The sequence below is a fragment of the Bartonella sp. EBT8 genome, from assembly GCF_055796165.1.
On sequence record NZ_JBTTDJ010000001.1, the window covers coordinates 390,471 to 410,874 of the forward strand.

Genomic DNA, 20,404 nt, shown 5'->3' on the forward strand with positions numbered 1-20,404 from the left:
TGAAATTCATTTGATATGGGTTGAGAAATGTTTGGAAGACTTACAGATCCTACGGCAGGTGCTTTTCATGCACTTGCACATGAGCCGATCGTTTTATACACATGTATTGCGATTGTTTTGGTTGGTTTAATTGCAGTTATTGCTTTAACAGTACTTGGGTGGTGGGGAGTTTTATGGCGAAATTGGATTACAACAGTTGACCATAAACGCATCGGTATTATGTATATCGTTCTTGGTATTATCATGCTTGTTCGTGGTTTTGCCGATGCAATTATGATGCGGACACATCAGGCTATGGCACTTGGGAGTGAAGCGGCGGGATATTTACCACCTGATCATTTTGATCAGATTTTTTCGGCTCATGGCACGATTATGATTTTCTTCATGGCGACGCCGATTTTATTTGGTCTTTTCAATTATCTTATACCGCTTCAAATTGGTGCTCGTGATGTTGCCTTTCCCTTTGCTAATAATTTAGGATTTTGGATTACAGCTGCAGGAGCAATATTGATTAACATATCCCTAGGTGTTGGTAATTTTGGTCGCGGTGGTTGGTTGATGTACCCACCTTTTTCTGAGTTGCAAGGGAGTCCAGATACAGGGGTAGATTATTATTTATGGTCACTTCAGCTTTCTGGTATTGCAACGACGATGGGGGCAATCAATTTTGTTGCAACCATTATTAAAATGCGTGCTCCTGGGATGACAATGATGAAAATGCCTGTTTTTTGTTGGAGCGCTTTTGTTAGCAATGTCCTTATTTTAGTTATTTATCCTGTTTTGACTGTAGCTTTTGCACTTTTGGCATGCGATCGTTATTTGGGTATGAATTTTTTTACCAATGTTGGTGGCGGAAATCCAATGGTATGGATTAACTATGTTTGGATTTTTGGTCATCCTGAAGTTTATGTTTTGGTTGTTCCTGCTTTTGGGATTGTTTCTGAGGTTGTATCGACTTTTTCTTCAAAGCGCCTCTTCGGTTATACTTCAATGGTATGGGCAATGTTGGTTATTTTAATTCTTTCCCTTGTTGTTTGGGGACATCATTTCTTTACAATGGGTGGAGGAGAGGCTGTAAATACTTTCTTTGGTATTGCAACGATGATCATTGCGGTTCCAACAGGAGTTAAAGTTTTTAATTGGTTGCTGACTATGTATAAAGGTCGAATTCGTTTTGAGCCTCCAATGCTTTGGTGTATGGGAATGATCTTTACGTTCGTTGGTGGTGGATTAACCGGCGTTTTGATGTCTATCGTGCCTGCTGATTGGCAGTTTCATAATTCGCTCTTTTTAGTGGCGCATTTTCACCATACAATTATTGGTGGTGTTGTTTTTGCTTATTTAGCAGGACTTGCTTTTTGGTTTCCAAAAGTTTTTGGTTATAAACCAAATCGAATATTGGGTATTGCGTCTTTCTGGTGTTGGTTCATTGGTTTTTACCTTGCTTTTTTTCCAGTTTATGCACTTGGTTTAATGGGAGCTACACGTCGTCTCCAACATTACATGGAACCTAGCTGGCAGCCCATGTTTATAATTGCTGCGTTGGGTGCATTCATTATTTTGCTTGGTATTCTTTGTTTTGTGCTGCAGGTTGTTTTGGCAATTTGGTATGGTATCAAGCATAAGGGACACTTACCGGTAACATTAAATGATTCTTGGGGTGATGGACGTACGCTTGAGTGGTCTATTTCTTCACCTCCTCCTGCTTACAATTTTGCAATAATTCCAGAAGTACAGACGGACGATGCTTATTGGAATATGAAAAAAAATGGTTATCAGCGTCCAACAAATGGGTTTTCAAAAATCCATATGCCTTCAAATACATCAGCAGGGATTATTGCAGGCTTCTTTTCTTTAATCGTTGGTTTTGCTCTCGTTTGGCATATTTGGTGGCTTGTTGCGATCGGATTAATTGGTTTCGTGGCAACGCTTGTGTGTCATTCGTTAACCGGTGATCATCATGGTTACTATATTCCAGTTGAAGAAGTGCAAAAAACTGAGGATGTTTTTACAGCTGTTCTTAAAAAACAAGGAGCAACAGTATGAATACGATGACAATGAATAATGCTCATATTGATGAACATCATCACGACAGTAGCTCAATAATGACATTTGGTTTTTGGGTCTATATTCTTTCGGATTTGATACTGTTCTCGACACTTTTTTCAAGCTTTGCTGTTTTTTCTGCTTCTTATGGTGGAGGAAAACCCGGTAATGAATTTATTGATTTAAAGTTTGTTTTAGTTGAAACTGCTATTTTATTATTCTCATCAATTACTTATGGGTTTGCAATGGTGCAAGCGTATAAACGTAATCTCAGTGGTGTGCGGTTGTGGATGGCTATCACCTTTGTCCTTGGATGTTGCTTTATTGGAATGGAAATTTACGAGTTTCATGAGCTTTTAGGTGAGGTATTTTATTACGATCCTGGTGCTTATGCTGGTATTGATCCTACAACAGGTTTACAGCTTTTTGGACGAGAGGTTCTATCCGCTTACTGGTCAGCATTTTTTGCTTTGGTTGGAACCCATGGTCTTCATGTAAGTGTTGGTCTCCTGTGGATGGTCGTTATGTTTTTTCATCTTCGTCGTAATGGCTTGGATCAGGACAATAAAACGCGTTTGGTGTGCCTTTCAATTTTCTGGCATTTGCTTGATATTGTATGGGTTGGTGTTTTCACTATGGTATATCTATTAGGAGCATTGTAATGAGCGTGCATAACGAAACACATGGACCCAGTACTGGTTCTTATTTAATCGGTTTTATTTTAGCTGTATTTTTTACAATGGGTTCTTTTATTCCTGTAATGTATGGAATGATGGACAGTTGGGCAATTAGCACAAAGGTAATGTACCTTATTGGGATGGCGATTATTCAGATTATAGTGCAAATTGTTTTCTTTTTGCACTTGAATTCTGGTCCAGATGCCAAATGGAATTTAAGTGCTTTGTGGTTTGCAGCTATTTGCGTTTTTATTATTATTGGAGGCACGTGGTGGGCTATTTCTCATTTGAATTATAATATGATGGGTGGTTCAGGGCGTGTTATTGAGCCAAAAATATTAGGTAGTTCTGCATCAGTGTCAGAGCAATTATCAAATACGCAAACTTCTATAGAGCAAGCGTCGGGAGTGAAAATGCCTATGGAACAAGCACCAGGTGTTGAAGTGCCCGTGGGACAAACACCTGTGGAGCAGGCACCAGGTGTTGAGATGCCTGTGGGACAAACGCCTATGGAGCAGGCACCAGGTGTTGAAATGCCTGTAGGGCAAACACCTATGGAGCAGGCACCAGGTGTTGAAATGCCTGTAGGGCAAACACCTATGGAGCAGGCACCAGGTGTTGAGATGCCTGTGGGGCAAACACCTATGGAGCAGGTACCCGGTGTTGAGATGCCCGTGGGGCAAACACCTGTGGAGCAGGTACCCGGTGTTGAGATGCCCGTGGGGCAAACACCTGTGGAGCAGGTACCCGGTGTTGAGATGCCCGTGGGGCAAACACCTGTGGAACAAGCACCAGGTGTTGAAATGCCTGTGGGGCAAACACCTGTGGAGCAGGCACCAAATATGCCACTCCCGTAGAGTAGTAACAAAGAGTAAAAAATTCGTGGGGCCAGTGCTGAAGGCATTGGCTCTTTTTGTATATGTGTGAGTTACAAAACAGTTTTTAGAATATAAAATGGGTGATAGAAAAATGATAAAAACAGGGGGGATAGAATCCAGAATTTTGAATACATTTTTATTCTGAAATGAGAATATCCATAGATAATGTGCTGTTACCTTAATTTTTTTGATAAAAGTATCGATTATAGACTGTACAAAAATAACATTGATACAATTCAGTACAGAAAATATGAGGAATTTAAAAAAATTTATGTCGTGTGAGGTGAAGCCAAAAAAAGAGAGTTTTCAAGTTCGGTGAATTTATATTAAAAATATCTTATTTGAATCTATTTACAGGAATAGCTTACAATGCGAATTAAAGGTTTGGAGAATAATTAGAAAATTTAATGAAAGCAATTTCGATAACAGTTATTGGTGCCGGTTCTTTTGGTACTGCTTTGGCTATTGCTCTTGCCCGTAACGGCCGTCGTGTTTTCCTTTGGGGATATAATCCTCATCATATCAAAGAATTACAGAAATATCGCTGTAATCGGGCTTTTTTGCCTGATATTCAATTTCCTGAAAATCTATCGCTAGAAGATTCTCTTGAGACCGCAATAAGGGCAAGTCACAATATATTGATTGTTGTTCCAAGTCATGTATTTCGTCAGGTATTGTGTAATATCCATCCTTATTTGGATCAGCACTCACGTATTATTTGGGCAACCAAAGGTTTAGAACATGGTACGGGACGTCTTTTACAAGAAGTTGCTTGTGAGATTTTAGGTGATAAAATTCCTTTAGCTGTCTTTTCTGGACCAACGTTTGCTAAAGAGCTTGCTATTGGCTTGCCTACAGCAGTTACAGTAGCGGCTTCTGATGCTGAATTTAGTGAAGAACTCCAGCAACTTTTTCATTGTAGCAAAAATTTCAGAGTTTATAAAAATTCAGATATGATCGGTGTCCAATTAGGTGGAGCAGTTAAAAATGTTATTGCTATTGGTGCAGGTATATCGGACGGTATGGGATTTGGAGCAAATGCTCGCATAGCTCTTATTACACGAGGATTAGCTGAAATTAGTCGTTTAGGCATTGCTATGGGCGCTGAACTTTCCACATTTATGGGTATGACGGGCTTAGGTGATCTAGTTTTGACATGTACTGATAACCAGTCGCGTAATCGTCGTTTTGGAATGCTGCTTGGAAAAGGAATAAAGAGAGAAGAAGCAGAAAAACAAGTTGGTCAAGTTGTTGAAGGTTATTTAAATACTAAAGAAGTACGTACATTAGCGCAACGTATCGGGGTGGAAATGCCAATTACAGAACAAATTTATCAAGTTCTCTTTTGTGATAAAAGCGTAGTTGAAGCAGCCAATGCATTACTGAGCCGGACACTTAAAAATGAGAGTGATGAGACAGTAAATTTTTAATTATTGAAATAGATAAGAGATATGATGTAGTTACAACAAAAACTTAATAACGAGTTGTCTTGATCATTAACAAAACCATCACTTTAACCAATGATGGGTTTCTATGAGGCAGTTGTTTATGCAGTATAATTTGAGCTGTTTTCTAAGTCATATCTTCTAAAGAGAAGAGATATTTTTTAATTATCTATAGCATTTACGTTCGAAAAAGCACGCAATACACTTTTAAAACGTTACGATGATTACTTTTTACACTTTTCAACAGTATTATGGATAGTTATTCTCCTTGAGATTCTTCACTTTGTTTTAGTTCTTCAAGTGTTGGCATAGACATAATGTTATAGCCTGAATCAACATAATGAATTTCACCAGTAACGCCTGACGATAAATCAGAAAGCAGATAAAGAGCAGATTTTCCAATTTCATGGATGTTTACGGTACGCCGTAGTGGCGCATTACGGCGTTGATATGAGAAGATTGCACGCGCAGATGCAATACCGTTTCCTGCTAATGTCCTAACAGGTCCAGCAGAAATTGCATTCACGCGAATATTTTGAGGGCCAAAATCTGCTGCTAAATAGCGTACCATAGCTTCTAAAGCAGCTTTAGCAACACCCATAATATTGTAATTAGGAACAACTTGCTGTGACGCTCCATAAGTGAGCGTTAAAAGCGCGCCTCCATTGGGCATAAGTTTACCAGCACGTTGGGCAATTTCAGTAAAGGAATAGGCTGAAATAACCATTGTGCGTTTAAAATTTTCGCGTGTTGTTACATCAACGTAACGCCCTTTTAGTTGATTTTTATCTGAAAAACCAATGGCATGAACAATGAAATCGATAGTTCCCCATTCTTTTTCAAGATATTCAAAGACATAATCAACATTTTCAATTTTTTCTACATCGCATTCAAGCAACAATTTGCAACCGAGTTTTTCTGCTAGTGGTTGAACCCGCTTTCCGAAAGCATTTCCTTGATAGGTAAAAGCTAATTCAGCTCCTTCTTGTGCTAGTTGACAGGCAATCCCCCAAGCAATTGAATGGTCATTTGCAACCCCCATAATAAGGCCACGTTTGCCCTCCATCAAACCTTTCATATTATTCTCCATAAGACTATGCTTTTTTTCGATCCGCTAAAAACCTTTGTTTTACACATAGCGTTGGAAAACGAGCGTTGCATTGGTACCACCAAAGCCAAAAGTATTTGATAATACAGTATTAAGTTGTTGGTGATCACGACGTTCACGAACAATAGGCATATTGCTAAAAGCTGGATCAAGCTCTTCAATATGGGCACTCTCGCAAATAAAATTATGATTCATCATTAACAGTGTATAGATTGCTTCTTGAACACCTGCCGCCCCCAAAGAATGACCAGTCAGAGATTTTGTAGCGGAAATTGGTGGACATTGATCACCTTCCCCGAAAATACGACGGATCGCTTCTATTTCAGGAGGGTCACCAACGGGTGTTGCTGTTGCATGGGGGTTTATATAATCAATTTTATTCTTTACCGTTTCAAGTGCCATGCGCATGCATCGTTCTGCTCCTTCACCAGATGGAGAAACCATGTCGTGTCCATCGGATGTTGCACCATATCCCACAATCTCTCCATAGATTTTTGCACCGCGTGCTTTAGCAAGTTCTAGCTCCTCAAGAATCAAAACACCCGCTCCACCAGCAATAACAAATCCATCACGATTGATATCATAGGCACGTGAAGCTTTTTGGGGTGTGTCATTATATTTACTCGACATGGCACCCATAGCATCAAATAAAACAGATAACGTCCAGTCTAGATCTTCGCAGCCTCCAGCAAAGATACGATCTTGCTTGCCATATTGTATCAATTCGTAAGCATTGCCAATACAATGGTTAGAGGTGGCACACGCCGAAGAGATTGAATAGTTCACGCCTTTGATTTTAAAAAAAGTTGCAAGCGTCGCTGATGCGGTAGAACTCATTGCTTTAGGTACAACAAAAGGACCAACGCGCTTCGGGCCTTTTTGGCGTGTAATATCAGCGGCTGCAACGATTGATTGAGTCGAAGGTCCTCCAGAACCCATAATGATACCAGTGCGCTCATTGGATATTTCATGAAGCTCTAAACCCGAATCAACGATTGCTTGATCCATGGCAATGTGATTCCAAGCAGTACCACGTCCGTGAAAGCGCAAAGCACGCCGATCAACCAATTCCTCTATATCAATATCAGGTTTGCCATAAACTCTGCTACGGAAGCCTAATTCGGCATATTGGGGTGCATAAGAAATCCCAGATTTTGCCTCATACAAACTGGTTAAAACAGCTTTAGGGTTATTTCCAATTGCGGAGACAATTCCCATTCCGGTTACAACAACGCGACGCATTCATACCTCCTTGTTTATGTCTCTTCTCATGGAAATAATTTCAGTCTTCTTTAAATAAAGCAACCCGTAAATCACTTGCTTTATAGATGGCTTCTCCATCTGCTTTCACCCATCCGTCTGCTATTCCTAGGACTAAATTTCCACGCCGGATACGTTTAAAATCTATCCCATATTCAAGGAGTTTTGTTTGAGGAGTTACCATGCCTGATAATTTTACTTCCCCTGTTGAGATAGCTCTTCCCTTCCCTGGTTCCCCTAACCAACCGAGAAAAAAACCTGTTAATTGCCACAAACCATCTAAACCAAGACATCCTGGCATAACTGGGTCACCTATAAAGTGACAGTTAAAGAACCATAGGTCTGAAGTAATGTCAAATTCGGCACGAACCATCCCCTTATTGTATTCACCTCCAGTTTCACTAATTTGAGTGATTCGATGAATCATTAACATAGGCGGTGCAGGTAACTGTGCATTACCCTTACCAAACATTTCGCCGCGAGCGCAGCTTAGAAGCTCTTCATAAGTGTAGCGAGACTTTTGTTCAGTCATTGTTACTCCATTTATTTGCATATATTTTTACTTCTGCGCTTTTCTCAACCTACTTTTAGAGCAAATTTTAAGGAGAGGGAAATGATTTTATATCATTTTTAATGACAAAAGCCCTTTTTTATGTATCCTGCGCGGGTGTTATTTAAAAATGGGTAAAAAATTATACCATATTGTTTCTATTTCTTGTATTTTAACCTCCTTCGAATAAAAATACAGTGTGGTTTTAAAATGACAGTGAGCGCAGATAATTTAAGTTTGAATGAAAAGCAACAGCCTGCAAAAGATTGTGAGAAGGTTGTGCGTTATTGTTCTATGCCTATGTTGGAAAAGTGTTTGCGTCAAAATGGTTTACGGCCAACACGCCAGCGGTTACAACTTGCTAATATGATTTTTTCTCAAGGGAATCGTCATATTGCTGCTGAAGAGCTCTATGAAGAAGCAATAGCATTGGGTGTACCTGTATCTTTAGCCACTGTTTATAATACGCTTCATCAATTTACAGAGGCAGGGTTATTACGGATTATTGCAGTAGAGGGTTCGAAAACTTGGTTTGATACCAATACATCTGATCATTATCATTTTTATATAGAAGGCGAAAATCGTATTCTCGATATTCCTTGCAATTTGGAGGAAACTCCAATCATTGCAAATTTGCCTCAACCACCAGAAGGTATGGAAATTTCACATGTTGATTTGATAGTTCGGTTAAAGCCGAAAAATTAACCTGATTGAGTATAGAACAGGAAAAATTCAGCAAGCCGTAAAATTTCAATGTGTTTTGTTTGGAAATTCACTAACCTTTAATTTTTTCATCAGGGTAGATTCCCCATAATTGGGGTTGAGGAAGCCATCCGCGGATGTTATTAATACTTAGTTCACACCAATGTCCATCGCATTGGCGAATGTTAGCGATAACATTAGGTTCTACTTCTGCCACAAGTTCTGCGTCATCTGTTGGTTTTTTGCGGAGCATCAGTCTTTTAGTTTTATCTTTTTGCCATGGGACAGTTATAGCGGTTCGTTTTCCTGATAAAAGTGATTGGTATATCCAACCCTCGTCACCTTCGGCATCACGAATTTTACGCCATTGATCATATTCTTGGATGATTTCAATCGGCAACCCCTGTTTTCTATAGGTGAAGATGATAGAGTAATTGCTTCCCGGTCCGATGCGTACATTAACACGGGTCGGTTTAATGGAAGCAAACCGCGGAAGCGGTAAACCACTTGGGCCTAAATTTTGATTAAGTGTTTGAGCATACAAAAAATGAGGTGAATTAAATATAAAGAATCCTGCCGTTAGGATATATAATGCGAGTGTTAAAAAGCGAAACCAACGAGGACTTTGCACACTGAAACCTTTTATCTCTTCTCTATATTGCAATCTAAGATCTGGAAAATAGAATTGAAAAATAAATTAAAGCTATGGCATACTGCTAGTTAAAGAGATCTAAACAATGAGAAAATTTTTACAAAAAAATGCAATAAATAATGTAAAAATTTGCTTTTCTTAATGTCTATTTTTTCACTTGTAGAGGATTAGGAAATCGATATTCGATCCTCATACGGTCGTATACTTGAGATAAATCTTACAACGATTGAATGTGTTATAAATTATGTCACCTTTTGTATGATAGAAAGGGTTAAAATGTATAGCTATCGACAGGGTTTATTTTTTAAACGGCAGCCATATACACATTACATATTATGATCTGATCAAAAAACTGCTTAACGATAGGTTAATAAAAAAGAGACATAGGATTTTAAAAAGCAGTTTTGGAATAGGTTGCAACATACATTTCATGAGGCATTTAAATGAAAAAATATGCTTATTGAGAGCAAGCTAAGATATAATAAACGAGTTTAAATTTTGTAGATCGTAAAGAGAGTGCTTCTCAATCTCAATGTTTTTTGCAAGCTTTGTATAGTTTGGGTAGCGTTATGGTCTTTAATTGGGAATGCTGTAATATGCTAAACAGATAGATTAAGCCAGATAAGACTATGTGCGCCTATATCAATTTCAGATCATTCTTGGTAGAAGCGGACGACATTGCTTTGCAGTACGGTGATGTGATGCACATGTGGGCATATTAAAAATACAATGATCGTTGATGTCTCATTTCAGCTTTTTGTATCAAACCAAGTATAGAGGTGTAAAATTCGACGGAAGATTTAATGCAGAATTCGCTTGAGTAATCTATAAAATGAATTATCGAAGTAAACAGCAGAAAAAAGCTATTTTTGAAAAAACTAATCTGTTAATCAGGCTGGTAGAGGTTAGGAATCTTTGTCTTTTGAGAAGGGGAAGGACATAACAAGCTAGAACTATCATAACCTTTTCTAGCTCCCAGTGGTGTGACAGGTCTTGTATTTAGATGGTTTATCAGAGATATTTTTATTCCTCTCTTCATAGTTTTATCCACACACAAATCCTCTTATACTTCTGGAAAGGAATGATTTTTTTGATTCAACAAAAACAGATTTGAAATGAGGAAATCTTCAATATTCGAGGGAGGGACAAACTCAAGTTGTGAGTTATCATTATAAATAAAAATGTTATTGTTCAAATAAAAACTACAAATTTCACCGCTTCATTAAATTAAGTGAAGGAGAGAAAATCACTTATTTTATATTATATCATTTATCATGCAATCATATACTGTGATAGTAATTGACATTTAGAAGCTTAATGAATTCAAGGGATGTAAAAGATGCGAAATGTTTGATATCAATAAAAAAATCTTACAAGATTTGTACGTCAAGAAAAATTTGAGCGATAACAAAAAAACTCCGCATCCGATAAGTTTTCGTATAACAACGGATATCTTCAAAAATTCTAAGTGATAATTTGCATTCCTATCACTTAAAAAGATAAGAGTTAAAGAGAGGTCAAAAATACTACAAAACAACCCTCTCTCTAAATCGATTTCTATTCAGAAAACCACTAGAACAAAAAACAGAGAGAAAAGTATCACTAAAACACTCTTAATGTTGCACTTACACCATCGTAGTCGCAACTTTAAGAACACTTTAAAGAATATATTATTTTATTGCAGCAGTCCGGCCGTTAGTAACAAGACCTTCTCTTTGTGCACGTTTACGGGCAAGTTTACGTGTACGACGAATAGCTTCAGCTTTTTCACGAGCACGCTTTTCAGATGGTTTTTCATAATATCCACGCATCTTCATTTCTCGGAAAATGCCTTCACGTTGCATCTTCTTCTTCAGCGCACGCAGCGCTTGATCAACATTGTTATCACGAACGAGTACTTGCACGATCTATCCTGCTTTGTTTCAGTGTCATAAATAATAGGTAAAAAACCTAGCCCTTTTTAAGTTGCATTTAAAAGGACATACGCTACAAAGCATATATCATATAAATAAGGTACTTGTCTAGATCGCTTTTTATAATTCTATTCTTTTCGCTATAAAGTGCTTTTCATAATGCATGATTAAGTTTACGAAGAAAGGCTTATGAAAGCCCCTGTATCCGATCACTTGTGTCAAGATGAATTTTTTCAGCGGCAGGATAATGCGGTAAGCCTGGCATGGTCATGACATCTCCGCAAATAACGACAATAAAGCCAGCCCCTGCCGAGAGGCGAACTTCACGTACAGGAATTTCAAAATCAACAGGAGCACCGTATTGAGTGGGATCAGAAGAAAAGGAATAGGGTGTTTTTGCCATACAAATAGGGTATGTGCCATAACCTTCTTTTTCCCAAGATTCTAATTGTTTGAGAAGAGGGGACGGGATAATGGCTCCACGTCCACCATAGAGGTTTGTTATGATGCAATTAATTTTCTGAACGAGTGGGAGGTCATTTTGGTACAGAACTTTGAAATGGGAATCTTTTTCTTCAATCAAGGTAATAAGTTCTCGTGCAAGTTCTATTGCGCCCCTTCCCCCTTGTTTCCAATGTGTGCAGACAATAGCTTTGTGTCCGGTTGTCGCAACTATTTTTTGTAACGTCCTTATTTCAGCATCACTATCGGTGTCAAAATGATTAAGGGCAACAATACAAGGAATACCGTAGTGTTCCATGTTTTTGATATGTCGTAAAAGATTAGCTGCTCCCTTTTGTAAAGCAGGGACATTTTCTTCTGACAGATTATTTTTATCCACACCACCATTCATTTTTAATGCGCGAATTGTTGCGACAATTACTGTAGCATCCGGTATAATATCTGCTTGTCGACATTTAATATTAAAGAATTTTTCTGCTCCAAGATCGGCTCCAAATCCTGCTTCTGTGACAACATAATCCGCGAGTTTTAAAGCAGTTTTTGTTGCTATAACTGAATTGCAACCATGAGCAATGTTGGCAAAAGGCCCTCCGTGAACAAAAACTGGGTTATTTTCAATTGTTTGTACAAGATTAGGTTGCATGGCATCTTTTAAAAGAACTGTCATTGCACCTACCGCATTGAGATCAGCAGCTGTTACAGGTGTTTTATCATAACGATAAGCAACAATAATTTTTTTAAGTCTTTGCGAAAGATCCTCCAAATTTTTAGCAAGACAAAAAATAGCCATAATTTCTGATGCAACAGTAATATCAAAACCTGTTTGGCGTGGAAAACCATTGGTTATTCCACCTAATGAAATAACAATATCGCGTAACGCACGATCATTCATATCGAGAATGCGCTTCCAAACAATGCGACGTGGATCAATATTCAGAGTATTTCCCCAGTAGATATGATTATCGATTATTGCAGCAAGAAGATTATGGGCAGCTGTAATGGCGTGAAAATCGCCCGTAAAATGTAAATTCAGGTCATCCATCGGTACAACTTGAGCATAACCACCTCCAGCAGCACCACCTTTTATACCAAAGCAGGGGCCTAAAGACGGTTCTCTTAAGGCAGCTATTGTTTTTTTTCCAATGAGATTGAGGGCATCATTAAGTCCAACGGTTGTTGTTGTTTTTCCTTCTCCAGCAGGTGTTGGATTGATAGCCGTGACGAGAATAAGTTTACCATCCGGATTTTTATTGAGCGATTTTATATATGTAGAAGAAATTTTAGCTTTGTCATGTCCATAAGGAATGAGATTTTCATGTGTGATACCAATTTTTTGTGCAATTTCTGTAATGTGTTGTTTCTGGGCAGTGCGAGCAATTTCAATATCTGTTTTGAGCATGGGAAAATTCTTTACTTAGTTTTTTGACATCAAGGTTTGTATTATAAGCGGATGAAAAAGCTTATAGCATATAGAGAGAAGATAGGGCATTATAAAAGTTGACAGACTGTGCAAGAGGGAGTGTTACACTGAACTTTTTGATTCTATAAGCAGTTTATTTTATTGATATTTTTTATATTTTGCTAAGAAAGAATGTTAGAGTTCTAGCAATTTTATAGGAAAAGATTTTTTAAAAGAGAATGAAATATTTTTTGCATTTTAAAGAGGTGAAAAAGATCTTCAAAGATTGATCTTTTAAAGGAATGAGCACGCCTAAGATACCAGATGCATCTCAAAATATCTTGGAAGAAAGTTCTGATTTGTAATCAGGAAAAGCAGGCATGGTGCCATCTAGCAACGCTACAAAGCATATAAAATGGTATATCAGAAGAATTTCTGGTCGTAGGTTACTTCATAATAAATTGATTTATTGATATTTTTTAATGGTTAAGGATTTTTAATAAGGTTCAAGAGATTGGGGAGAAACAATAAAGTCCCAGAGGATAATTTTTTAGTATTGGCGGCGGATTTTTTGCAGCCTTGCAAATTATAGAGGCTTATTTAAAAAAAATTTGTATTATTTTTAAACTGATAAATTTTTTACAGGCTCAGTATTAAAAGATCAATTTAAAATGATGAGCAATGACAAGGAAAAATAAATGTTAAATAAATCAAAGATTGACTTATCGTTAGAGAATAATTTTTTTTCAAAGGTGTGTTTTTTACCAAAACTGTGTTCCAAAATGAAGGTTGTTGATTTTTCAAATGGGGTGTCTTCTGTTAATTCAACATTTGCTTCAGACACATTCAATATTATATCTGCTAAAAATTTACAAGAAACTATACCTGTAGACCAAGCAAAGTCCATAATTGATTCCTTTAATGTACAGAAATTACCTTTAGCTTGGTGGGTTGGACCTCATTCGTCTCATTATAACGTCGATAAAGTTCTCTTATCTATAGGCTTAGAGCATGTCGAAACAGAGGTAGGAATGGCGGCTTTAGCACAAGATATAGACTCCCATGTTACTTTTATGCTGGATAATTTCAAAATTAAGGAAGTTGAATCACTTCAAGATTTTATAGATTATGGAAATGTTATGGCATCAGTATTTGAGCCTTTTGATGAGGAGGCGATAATATTTTATGAAACAATAGGTGGCTGTTATAAAAAAGATCCTAATGTAGATATGTTCGTTGGTTATATAAATAATAATCCTGTGGCAATATGTTTTTGTATTAAAGCGGATGGAGTTGGTGGGGTGTATGATATTGTCACCAATCCAGATTTTCAGAAAAGAGGTGTTAGAACATTAATGACAAAAGTTGCTATTGAGCATTTAAAAAGAAAGAAATGTCATGTTATTGGTATGCAAGCCTCTCACGAGGGAATTGGCATTTATAAGAAATTGGGTTTTATAAACTTTGGTGAATTCAAAGTTTATTCCAATAAACACATAGTGGTTTAGCTATGAACTCTTTTTTTCTAATTGACAAGAAAATTTATTATTTTCAGCAGAACTCAAATATAGTCAACCAATCTATACAATTAAGGAATTTTGGCCAATCCCCTTTAATACGGATATAGAAAAGCTAAAATCAGTTATTGCAAATAGAATTGTTTCAAAAAAGCATCGATTATAGATCCAATTTGAACAAATGAAAATTTTTTTGATATGACTGAAAATTTACTGTTTGTTGCTTGTATTGATGAAGAGTTAGAAGGAAAATTAGCTAAAACTACATTTTCATCATAGTTTTTTAGATGGTTGGTTTGTTAATAAAGTAATAGAAAAATTTCCACTTTATACAATAACCAAGCTGTTAATTCAGCCCTTGAATATATTATATATGCTGATCTCGCGTGCTTCCCTTCAAATGAAAAGCATACTGAAACTCATCTCCCTTTTCTTAAGAACAGTCATCAAGGTTTTCCATGCACTGGTCACTTCGTTCAAATAAACGAAAAAGAGATCGCTAATATTATGGAACATATGTGTTTCATTAAAGCAATTTTATTTTCTACATTAATTGATATAATTATTAATTCATTCAATATTTATTATAATATAGATTTCTCTATACTATTTTGCTCAAGGACTACTGACAATTTAGAAAAGGTAGAAACACCTGTTAACACGCAGTTATTATCATTAAACAAAAAACGAGATAATATTTCCTACATGCCGTTCAAAAATTCTTATTAGAATTATTAAAAACACCTAAATCGTTAAACAATTACCAGAACACTCCAAGAAAATTATATTGGAAATAAGGAATCAAAAAACCACAAAAAGTCCATTATAGATAAAAAAATAAGTTAAAAGAATCAAATGATTCAAAATCTCCGAACTTTTATATAACCTATTTACTTTACTGATATATGGCGCACCCGAAGAGATTCGAACTCCTGACCCCCAGATTCGTAGTCTGGTGCTCTATCCAGCTGAGCTACGGGTGCATATTTTCAAATTTCCATATCATTAAGATAAGGGGTTTCCTAATCTTTTCCTTAAGGAATTGCAAGTGAAACTTGGTGAAAATAGAAATTTTGTCTTTTACTCTTTATTATACACTTAAAAAAAGTCTACAGTTTATTGCTGGTTTCAGTTGGTTTGTGCATGGCGTTTTTTACTGTGAACAGTATAATTCAATATGAACGATAGTTAACTTGACGCTTTAAACTACGCAAGATATTTAGAGTAAGGATGAGATATGTTTTTCGCGGTGGGGAGCAAGAGATACTACCTGCAATTTGATTTTTTCGAAACTCGGATGTGACTGTTGAAAACTGTTTCAAACAAATTTTCAGATTATTGCGTATTATAGTGACAGAGCAAAGGTAGATGTATGGAGTTATCAAAAAAGATTTTTCCACTTATGTTTTTCATTGTCGTTTTGATGGTTACTTATTGGGCTGGAAAGCAGAGTTCAAAGCAACCCATTTCTATAGTGGATAAAACAACAAATGCATCGAATAAAAGTTTAAAGGCATCGAAGGGAAGTCCGCCAACGAATGTTGTTGTTGATTTTGTAAAAGTTCAAGATTTTTATGAACAGTTGAATGCACTTGGAAGTGGAAAAGCATTTTCTGCGGTAGAGTTAACTCCTTGGTCATCAGGTGTTGTTGATAAGCTTTTTGTATCAGCGGGCACAAAAGTAAAAGTGGGTGATGCAATTGCAAAACTTGATTCTCAAAAGGAGGAAATAACGGCTGAAAAAGCAAAAGTTCAACGTGATAATAGTGCATTAACGCTTTCGCGTATTCTTAAATTGCGTTCCAGCAATACAGCAACAGAAGTTCAGGAAATTACGGCACGTTTGGAGTTGGATAATGCAAATTTGGTTTTGCGTGATGCTACTTTAGCACTTGATCGGCGAACAATTCGTGCACCAATAAACGGAGTTGTTGGTATTTTGCCGGTTAATGTAGGTCATGCTGTTACTCCTAACACTATAATAGGTAGTATTGAGAACAGAGAACGTATTTTAGTTGATATATGGGTACCTGAACGGTACACATCGCATATTCATAAAGGAGATGAAGTAACTGCAACATTAACGGCACAGTCGGATAAAACTTTTGTTGGTCATATTTATGCGATTGATAATGTCATTGATCCAGAAAGCCGCACACTTCATGTTCAGGTTGAAATCAAGAATGAAAAAGATATGCTCCTTTCTGGTATGTCTTTTTCTGTTGCATTTCAATTCCATGATGGCGCTTTCCCTGTCGTTAACCCTCTTGCGGTTCAGTGGAACAGTAAAGGGTCATTCGTTTGGCGTGTAAAGGAGGATAAAGTAGAGCCGATTCCCGTATCAATTATTCAGCATAAAGCAGATCAGATATTTGTAGAAGCACCCTTAAAGAACGGTGATCGAGTTGTTATTCAAGGAGTACAGATGCTCCATTCAGGAAGTAGGATTACTTTTGATGATTTAAAGCTGCATCAACAGCAATTATTAGTGCCTCATGAGCAGGATGTATAATGAGTCAGGAATTTAGCACGAAGCAACCTATGGCACAGGGAGAACAAGGCGGTCTCATTGCCTTATTTATTCGCAGACCTGTTTTTACCTTTGTTATAAATGCCATGATCATGATTGCAGGGTTTGCTGCTTGGTTGAATGTTGATGTACGCGAACTGCCAGATGTTGATACTCCTGTAACAACAATTGTGACAGCTTTTGCCGGGGCATCAGCGGAAACAATTGATCGTGAAGTTACGAAACCTATAGAAGATGCTGTTTCTCGTGTGTCAGGTGTTAAAACAATCTCTTCAAGTTCTTCTTTTGGCCGTTCCCGTGTAGAGATTAATTTTAATGTTGGTGTTGATTTGAATGTTGCCGCATCTGACATTCGCGATGCTCTTTCTCGCATTGCGTATTCTTTACCCAGAAATGCTGATACACCTTTGATTATTAAAGCAGATTCGAATGCTGCTGCAATGATGTATTTAGTTGTAACTTCACCAACGATGAGTATTGATGATTTAACAGCAGTTGTAAATGATCAAATTGTTGATGCGCTTTCCGCCGTTGATGGCGTTGGTGATGTGCAGGTTGATAGTGCACGGACGAAGATTTTTCAAATTGATGTCGATCACGCAAAGCTTGCGAGTTATGGATTGACTGTAGCAGATATTTCACGTGTTCTTGCTGATATGACAACGGATGTACCAGTAGGGTCATTACGCAATTCTAAGCAAACTTTAATTGTCCGTGCTACTGCACGTTTAACAACACCAGAAGCTTTTGAACAGGTTGTCTTAAAACCTCATGTGCATCTTGGTGATGTTGCGCATGTTACTTTATCGCCTGATGTAGAGACGGTTATTCTTCGTGTCAATGGGAAGACAGGAATTGGGCTGGGGATTGTGCGTAAAGCACAATCGAACACCCTTAATATTTCTCAAGATGTTCGAGAGGTTTTGAATCATCTCAAAAGTGTTGTTCCTTCTTCTGTACATATGGACATCATTAGTGATGATGCACTTTTTATTAAAAGTGCCCTTCATGAGGTTGAGGTAGCATTGGTCATTGCTGTTCTCAGTGTTATTTTGGTGATTTTTCTTTTTCTAAGAGATATTCGTGTAACGCTTATCCCCGCATTATCTATTCCTGTCGCTTTGATTGGTACAATTGCTGCTATTTACCTTGTCGGATTTTCTTTAAATATTCTCACATTTTTGGGGCTTGTTTTGGCAACAGGGCTTGTGGTGGATGACGCGATTGTTGTTCTTGAGAATATTGTTCGGAGGCGTAATATGGGATTAGGTCCTAGGGCAGCGGCGGTACTAGGAACACGAGAAGTATTTTTTGCTGTTTTAGCAACAACATTAACGTTAGTTGCTGTGTTTGTGCCTATTTCTTTTCTTCCTGGGCAAGTAGGAGGACTTTTTAGAGAGTTTGGTTTTGTATTAGCAATTTCTATTCTTCTTTCTTCGATTGTTGCCTTAACACTTTGCCCTATGTTGGCTTCACGTCTTCTCAAAGGATACGCTGAAAGCGATGAGCAAGCGGCGCGTCATCTTACTTTTTTACATAAGTTAGGTTCTTTTTTTAACAGAGGATATGCTTATAGTTTGCATAAATGTTTGCAAAGACCTTGGACTGTTATTTTTGCTTCGTTTATTTTTGCCTGTCTTTGTGTTGGAGGCTATACGAAATTACAACAGGAGTTGACGCCAGCAGAAGATAGAGCGCTTATATTTTTGGTCATTAATGGACCACAGGGGATTTCAACACAATATCTGAATGAGCAAGTGGAGCAGATTGAAACGAGTTTACAGCCATTGCGTGACTCTGGAGAGATTGCTAATAGTTATTCCATTGCTGGCATCGGTGGTTCATCGAATACTGCTTTTTTGATTTTGTTGCTTTCCTCTTGGGATAAGCGTGTGCGCTCTCAACAAGAGATCGTAGAAGATGTTAATGCTAAGGTTAGGCAGTTTCCAGCGGTTTTCGTGTTTGCTGCACAGGGAAATTCTTTAGGTGTGAGAGGAACTGGACAAGGGTTGCAATTTGCAATTCTTGGCAATGACTATACAAAATTACAACCAATTGCTGATAAACTTGTTACTGCTTTGCAAGCTGATCCTCATTTCATTCGTCCACGGCTTACTGTTGATGCAACGCAACCACAGTTTTTTATTGAAATTAATCGGGAAAAAGCCTCTGAATTAGGGGTTGATATCACCAATTTGGGGAATACATTGCAAACAATGTTGGATGGTAAAAAAATTGGTTCCGTTTATGTCGATGACCATTCTTATGATGTAAAACTAACTTCGCGTCACAATCCACTTAACAATCCTCACGATTTGGAAAATATTTTTTTAAAAACCAAGAGCAATAAATATGTTCCTTTATCGGTTATTGCAAGCTTGCATGAAAAAGCCATTGCGCCTCAATTAAAACGAGAGAAGCGCATGAGTGCTATTGTTTTAAGCGCAAATCTTGCTCCAGGAGTCGTTTTAGGGAACGCTTATCAGACTGTACAGAAAATTGCTGCTCCTTTATTATCAGGGGGAAATTATATTGTTCCTTTAGGAGAAGCCGCCACTCTTGGTGAAACATCTTCCAATTTTATGATTGTTTTTGGAATCGCCTTTGTGATTATTTTATTAGTTTTGGCTGCGCAGTTTGAAAGTTTTATCTCAGGATTTATCATCATGGCGACTGTACCATTAGGGATTGGTTGTGCGGTTATTGCTATGCTGTTGAGTGGAGTTAGTCTAAATATTTACAGTCAAATTGGTTTAATTTTGTTAGTTGGTGTTATGGCCAAAAATGGGATTCTTATTGTTGAGTTTGCAGATCAATTACGAGATCAAGGAAAAAGCGTGCGTGACGCTATTGAAGAAGCGGCGAATATTCGTCTTCGCCCAGTTTGTATGACGATGATTTGTGCTATATTAGGAGGAATTCCTTTGGTTTTAGCTAAAGGTGCTGGAGCAGAAGCACGTGTAGCTTTAGGTTGGGTTATTGTTGGTGGTTTGGGTTTAGCAACTATTTTTACGCTTTATGTCACGCCAGTTGTTTATCTATTTTTGGGACGTTTTGTAAGACCAAAAGCAGAAGAATCTATGCGCTTAATAAAGGAACTCAGCCAAGTTGAATGATGTATTTGGTAGAGAAAGGTTTGGAAGTTTTTTTATTTTTGTTTTAAAAATGCCGTTTTCAGGTTTTACCCTTACGCTTTCATACCCTTTTATTTTGTATATGAACAGTAAAAATAGGTTAGTAATAAAGAGATTTTCTCTGTTTCATT

The 20,404-nt window shown here is 37.4% G+C and carries 14 protein-coding genes and 1 tRNA gene; 8 read left to right on the forward strand and 7 right to left on the reverse strand.

The genetic code is table 11. The annotated features are described in order from the left end of the window. Positions 1-27 precede the first annotated feature (27 nt). The 4 genes from cyoB (at position 28) to gpsA (ending at position 5,031) form a co-directional block, all read left to right on the forward strand. A complete protein-coding gene (gene cyoB / locus AC0QT4_RS01735) occupies positions 28-2,046 on the forward strand; it encodes a cytochrome o ubiquinol oxidase subunit I (protein ID WP_473199980.1) in 2,019 nt (672 codons plus the stop codon). Next, positions 2,043-2,708: a cytochrome (ubi)quinol oxidase subunit III gene (locus tag AC0QT4_RS01740; RefSeq protein WP_473199981.1), complete on the forward strand. Its 666-nt coding sequence runs from the start codon at positions 2,043-2,045 to the stop codon at positions 2,706-2,708. Before cyoB ends, AC0QT4_RS01740 begins: the two co-directional genes overlap by 4 nt. After that, positions 2,708-3,580 (forward strand): cytochrome o ubiquinol oxidase subunit IV, encoded by an 873-nt coding sequence (cyoD, locus tag AC0QT4_RS01745; protein WP_473199982.1) that lies wholly within the window; start codon positions 2,708-2,710, stop codon positions 3,578-3,580. Before AC0QT4_RS01740 ends, cyoD begins: the two co-directional genes overlap by 1 nt. Before the next feature lie 428 nt (positions 3,581-4,008). Beyond that, positions 4,009-5,031: an NAD(P)H-dependent glycerol-3-phosphate dehydrogenase gene (gene gpsA, locus AC0QT4_RS01750; RefSeq protein ID WP_473199983.1), complete on the forward strand. Its 1,023-nt coding sequence runs from the start codon at positions 4,009-4,011 to the stop codon at positions 5,029-5,031. Positions 5,032-5,305: 274 nt separating this feature from the next. On the opposite strand, the gene fabI is transcribed toward gpsA, so the two are convergent. Genes fabI through fabA form a run of 3 tightly spaced genes read right to left on the reverse strand, consistent with a single transcriptional unit; the run spans position 5,306 to position 7,946 of the window. After that, positions 5,306-6,124, reverse strand: coding sequence for an enoyl-ACP reductase FabI (gene fabI, locus AC0QT4_RS01755; protein ID WP_473199984.1), 819 nt, complete (start codon positions 6,122-6,124; stop codon positions 5,306-5,308). Between the two features lie 51 nt (positions 6,125-6,175). After that, a complete protein-coding gene (gene fabB, locus AC0QT4_RS01760; protein WP_473199985.1) occupies positions 6,176-7,396 on the reverse strand; it encodes a beta-ketoacyl-ACP synthase I in 1,221 nt (406 codons plus the stop codon). A gap of 40 nt (positions 7,397-7,436) precedes the next feature. After that, positions 7,437-7,946, reverse strand: a complete 510-nt coding sequence (fabA, locus tag AC0QT4_RS01765; RefSeq protein ID WP_473199986.1) for a 3-hydroxyacyl-[acyl-carrier-protein] dehydratase FabA — start codon at positions 7,944-7,946, stop codon at positions 7,437-7,439. Positions 7,947-8,174: 228 nt separating this feature from the next. Between fabA and irrA the strand changes: the two genes are divergently transcribed. Continuing rightward, positions 8,175-8,669, forward strand: coding sequence for an iron response transcriptional regulator IrrA (gene irrA / locus AC0QT4_RS01770; protein ID WP_473199987.1), 495 nt, complete (start codon positions 8,175-8,177; stop codon positions 8,667-8,669). 70 nt (positions 8,670-8,739) lie between these two features. On the opposite strand, the gene AC0QT4_RS01775 is transcribed toward irrA, so the two are convergent. The 3 genes from AC0QT4_RS01775 to AC0QT4_RS01785 all read right to left on the reverse strand — a co-directional run bounded on the left by AC0QT4_RS01775 (position 8,740) and on the right by AC0QT4_RS01785 (position 13,092). After that, positions 8,740-9,297 carry an SH3 domain-containing protein gene (locus AC0QT4_RS01775; RefSeq protein ID WP_473199988.1) on the reverse strand — a complete coding sequence of 186 codons (558 nt, stop codon included), beginning with the start codon at positions 9,295-9,297 and terminating at the stop codon, positions 8,740-8,742. Positions 9,298-10,988: 1,691 nt separating this feature from the next. Further along, a complete protein-coding gene (rpsU, locus tag AC0QT4_RS01780; protein ID WP_473199989.1) occupies positions 10,989-11,222 on the reverse strand; it encodes a 30S ribosomal protein S21 in 234 nt (77 codons plus the stop codon). A 196-nt stretch (positions 11,223-11,418) separates the two neighbouring features. Next, on the reverse strand, positions 11,419-13,092 hold the full coding sequence (locus AC0QT4_RS01785; protein ID WP_473199990.1) for a formate--tetrahydrofolate ligase: 1,674 nt from the start codon (positions 13,090-13,092) through the stop codon (positions 11,419-11,421). 698 nt (positions 13,093-13,790) lie between these two features. Between AC0QT4_RS01785 and AC0QT4_RS01790 the strand changes: the two genes are divergently transcribed. Beyond that, on the forward strand, positions 13,791-14,600 hold the full coding sequence (locus AC0QT4_RS01790; protein WP_473199991.1) for a GNAT family N-acetyltransferase: 810 nt from the start codon (positions 13,791-13,793) through the stop codon (positions 14,598-14,600). A 915-nt stretch (positions 14,601-15,515) separates the two neighbouring features. Here the strand turns inward: AC0QT4_RS01790 and AC0QT4_RS01795 are convergent. Continuing rightward, positions 15,516-15,592: transfer RNA gene (locus AC0QT4_RS01795), tRNA-Arg, on the reverse strand. Positions 15,593-15,981: 389 nt separating this feature from the next. Between AC0QT4_RS01795 and AC0QT4_RS01800 the strand changes: the two genes are divergently transcribed. Together AC0QT4_RS01800 and AC0QT4_RS01805 are read left to right on the forward strand one after the other, a co-directional pair. Continuing rightward, a complete protein-coding gene (locus AC0QT4_RS01800) occupies positions 15,982-17,121 on the forward strand; it encodes an efflux RND transporter periplasmic adaptor subunit (RefSeq protein WP_473199992.1) in 1,140 nt (379 codons plus the stop codon). Continuing rightward, entirely contained in the window at positions 17,121-20,255 is a 3,135-nt protein-coding gene (locus tag AC0QT4_RS01805; RefSeq protein WP_473199993.1) for an efflux RND transporter permease subunit, read from the forward strand. Before AC0QT4_RS01800 ends, AC0QT4_RS01805 begins: the two co-directional genes overlap by 1 nt. Positions 20,256-20,404: the final 149 nt, after the last annotated feature.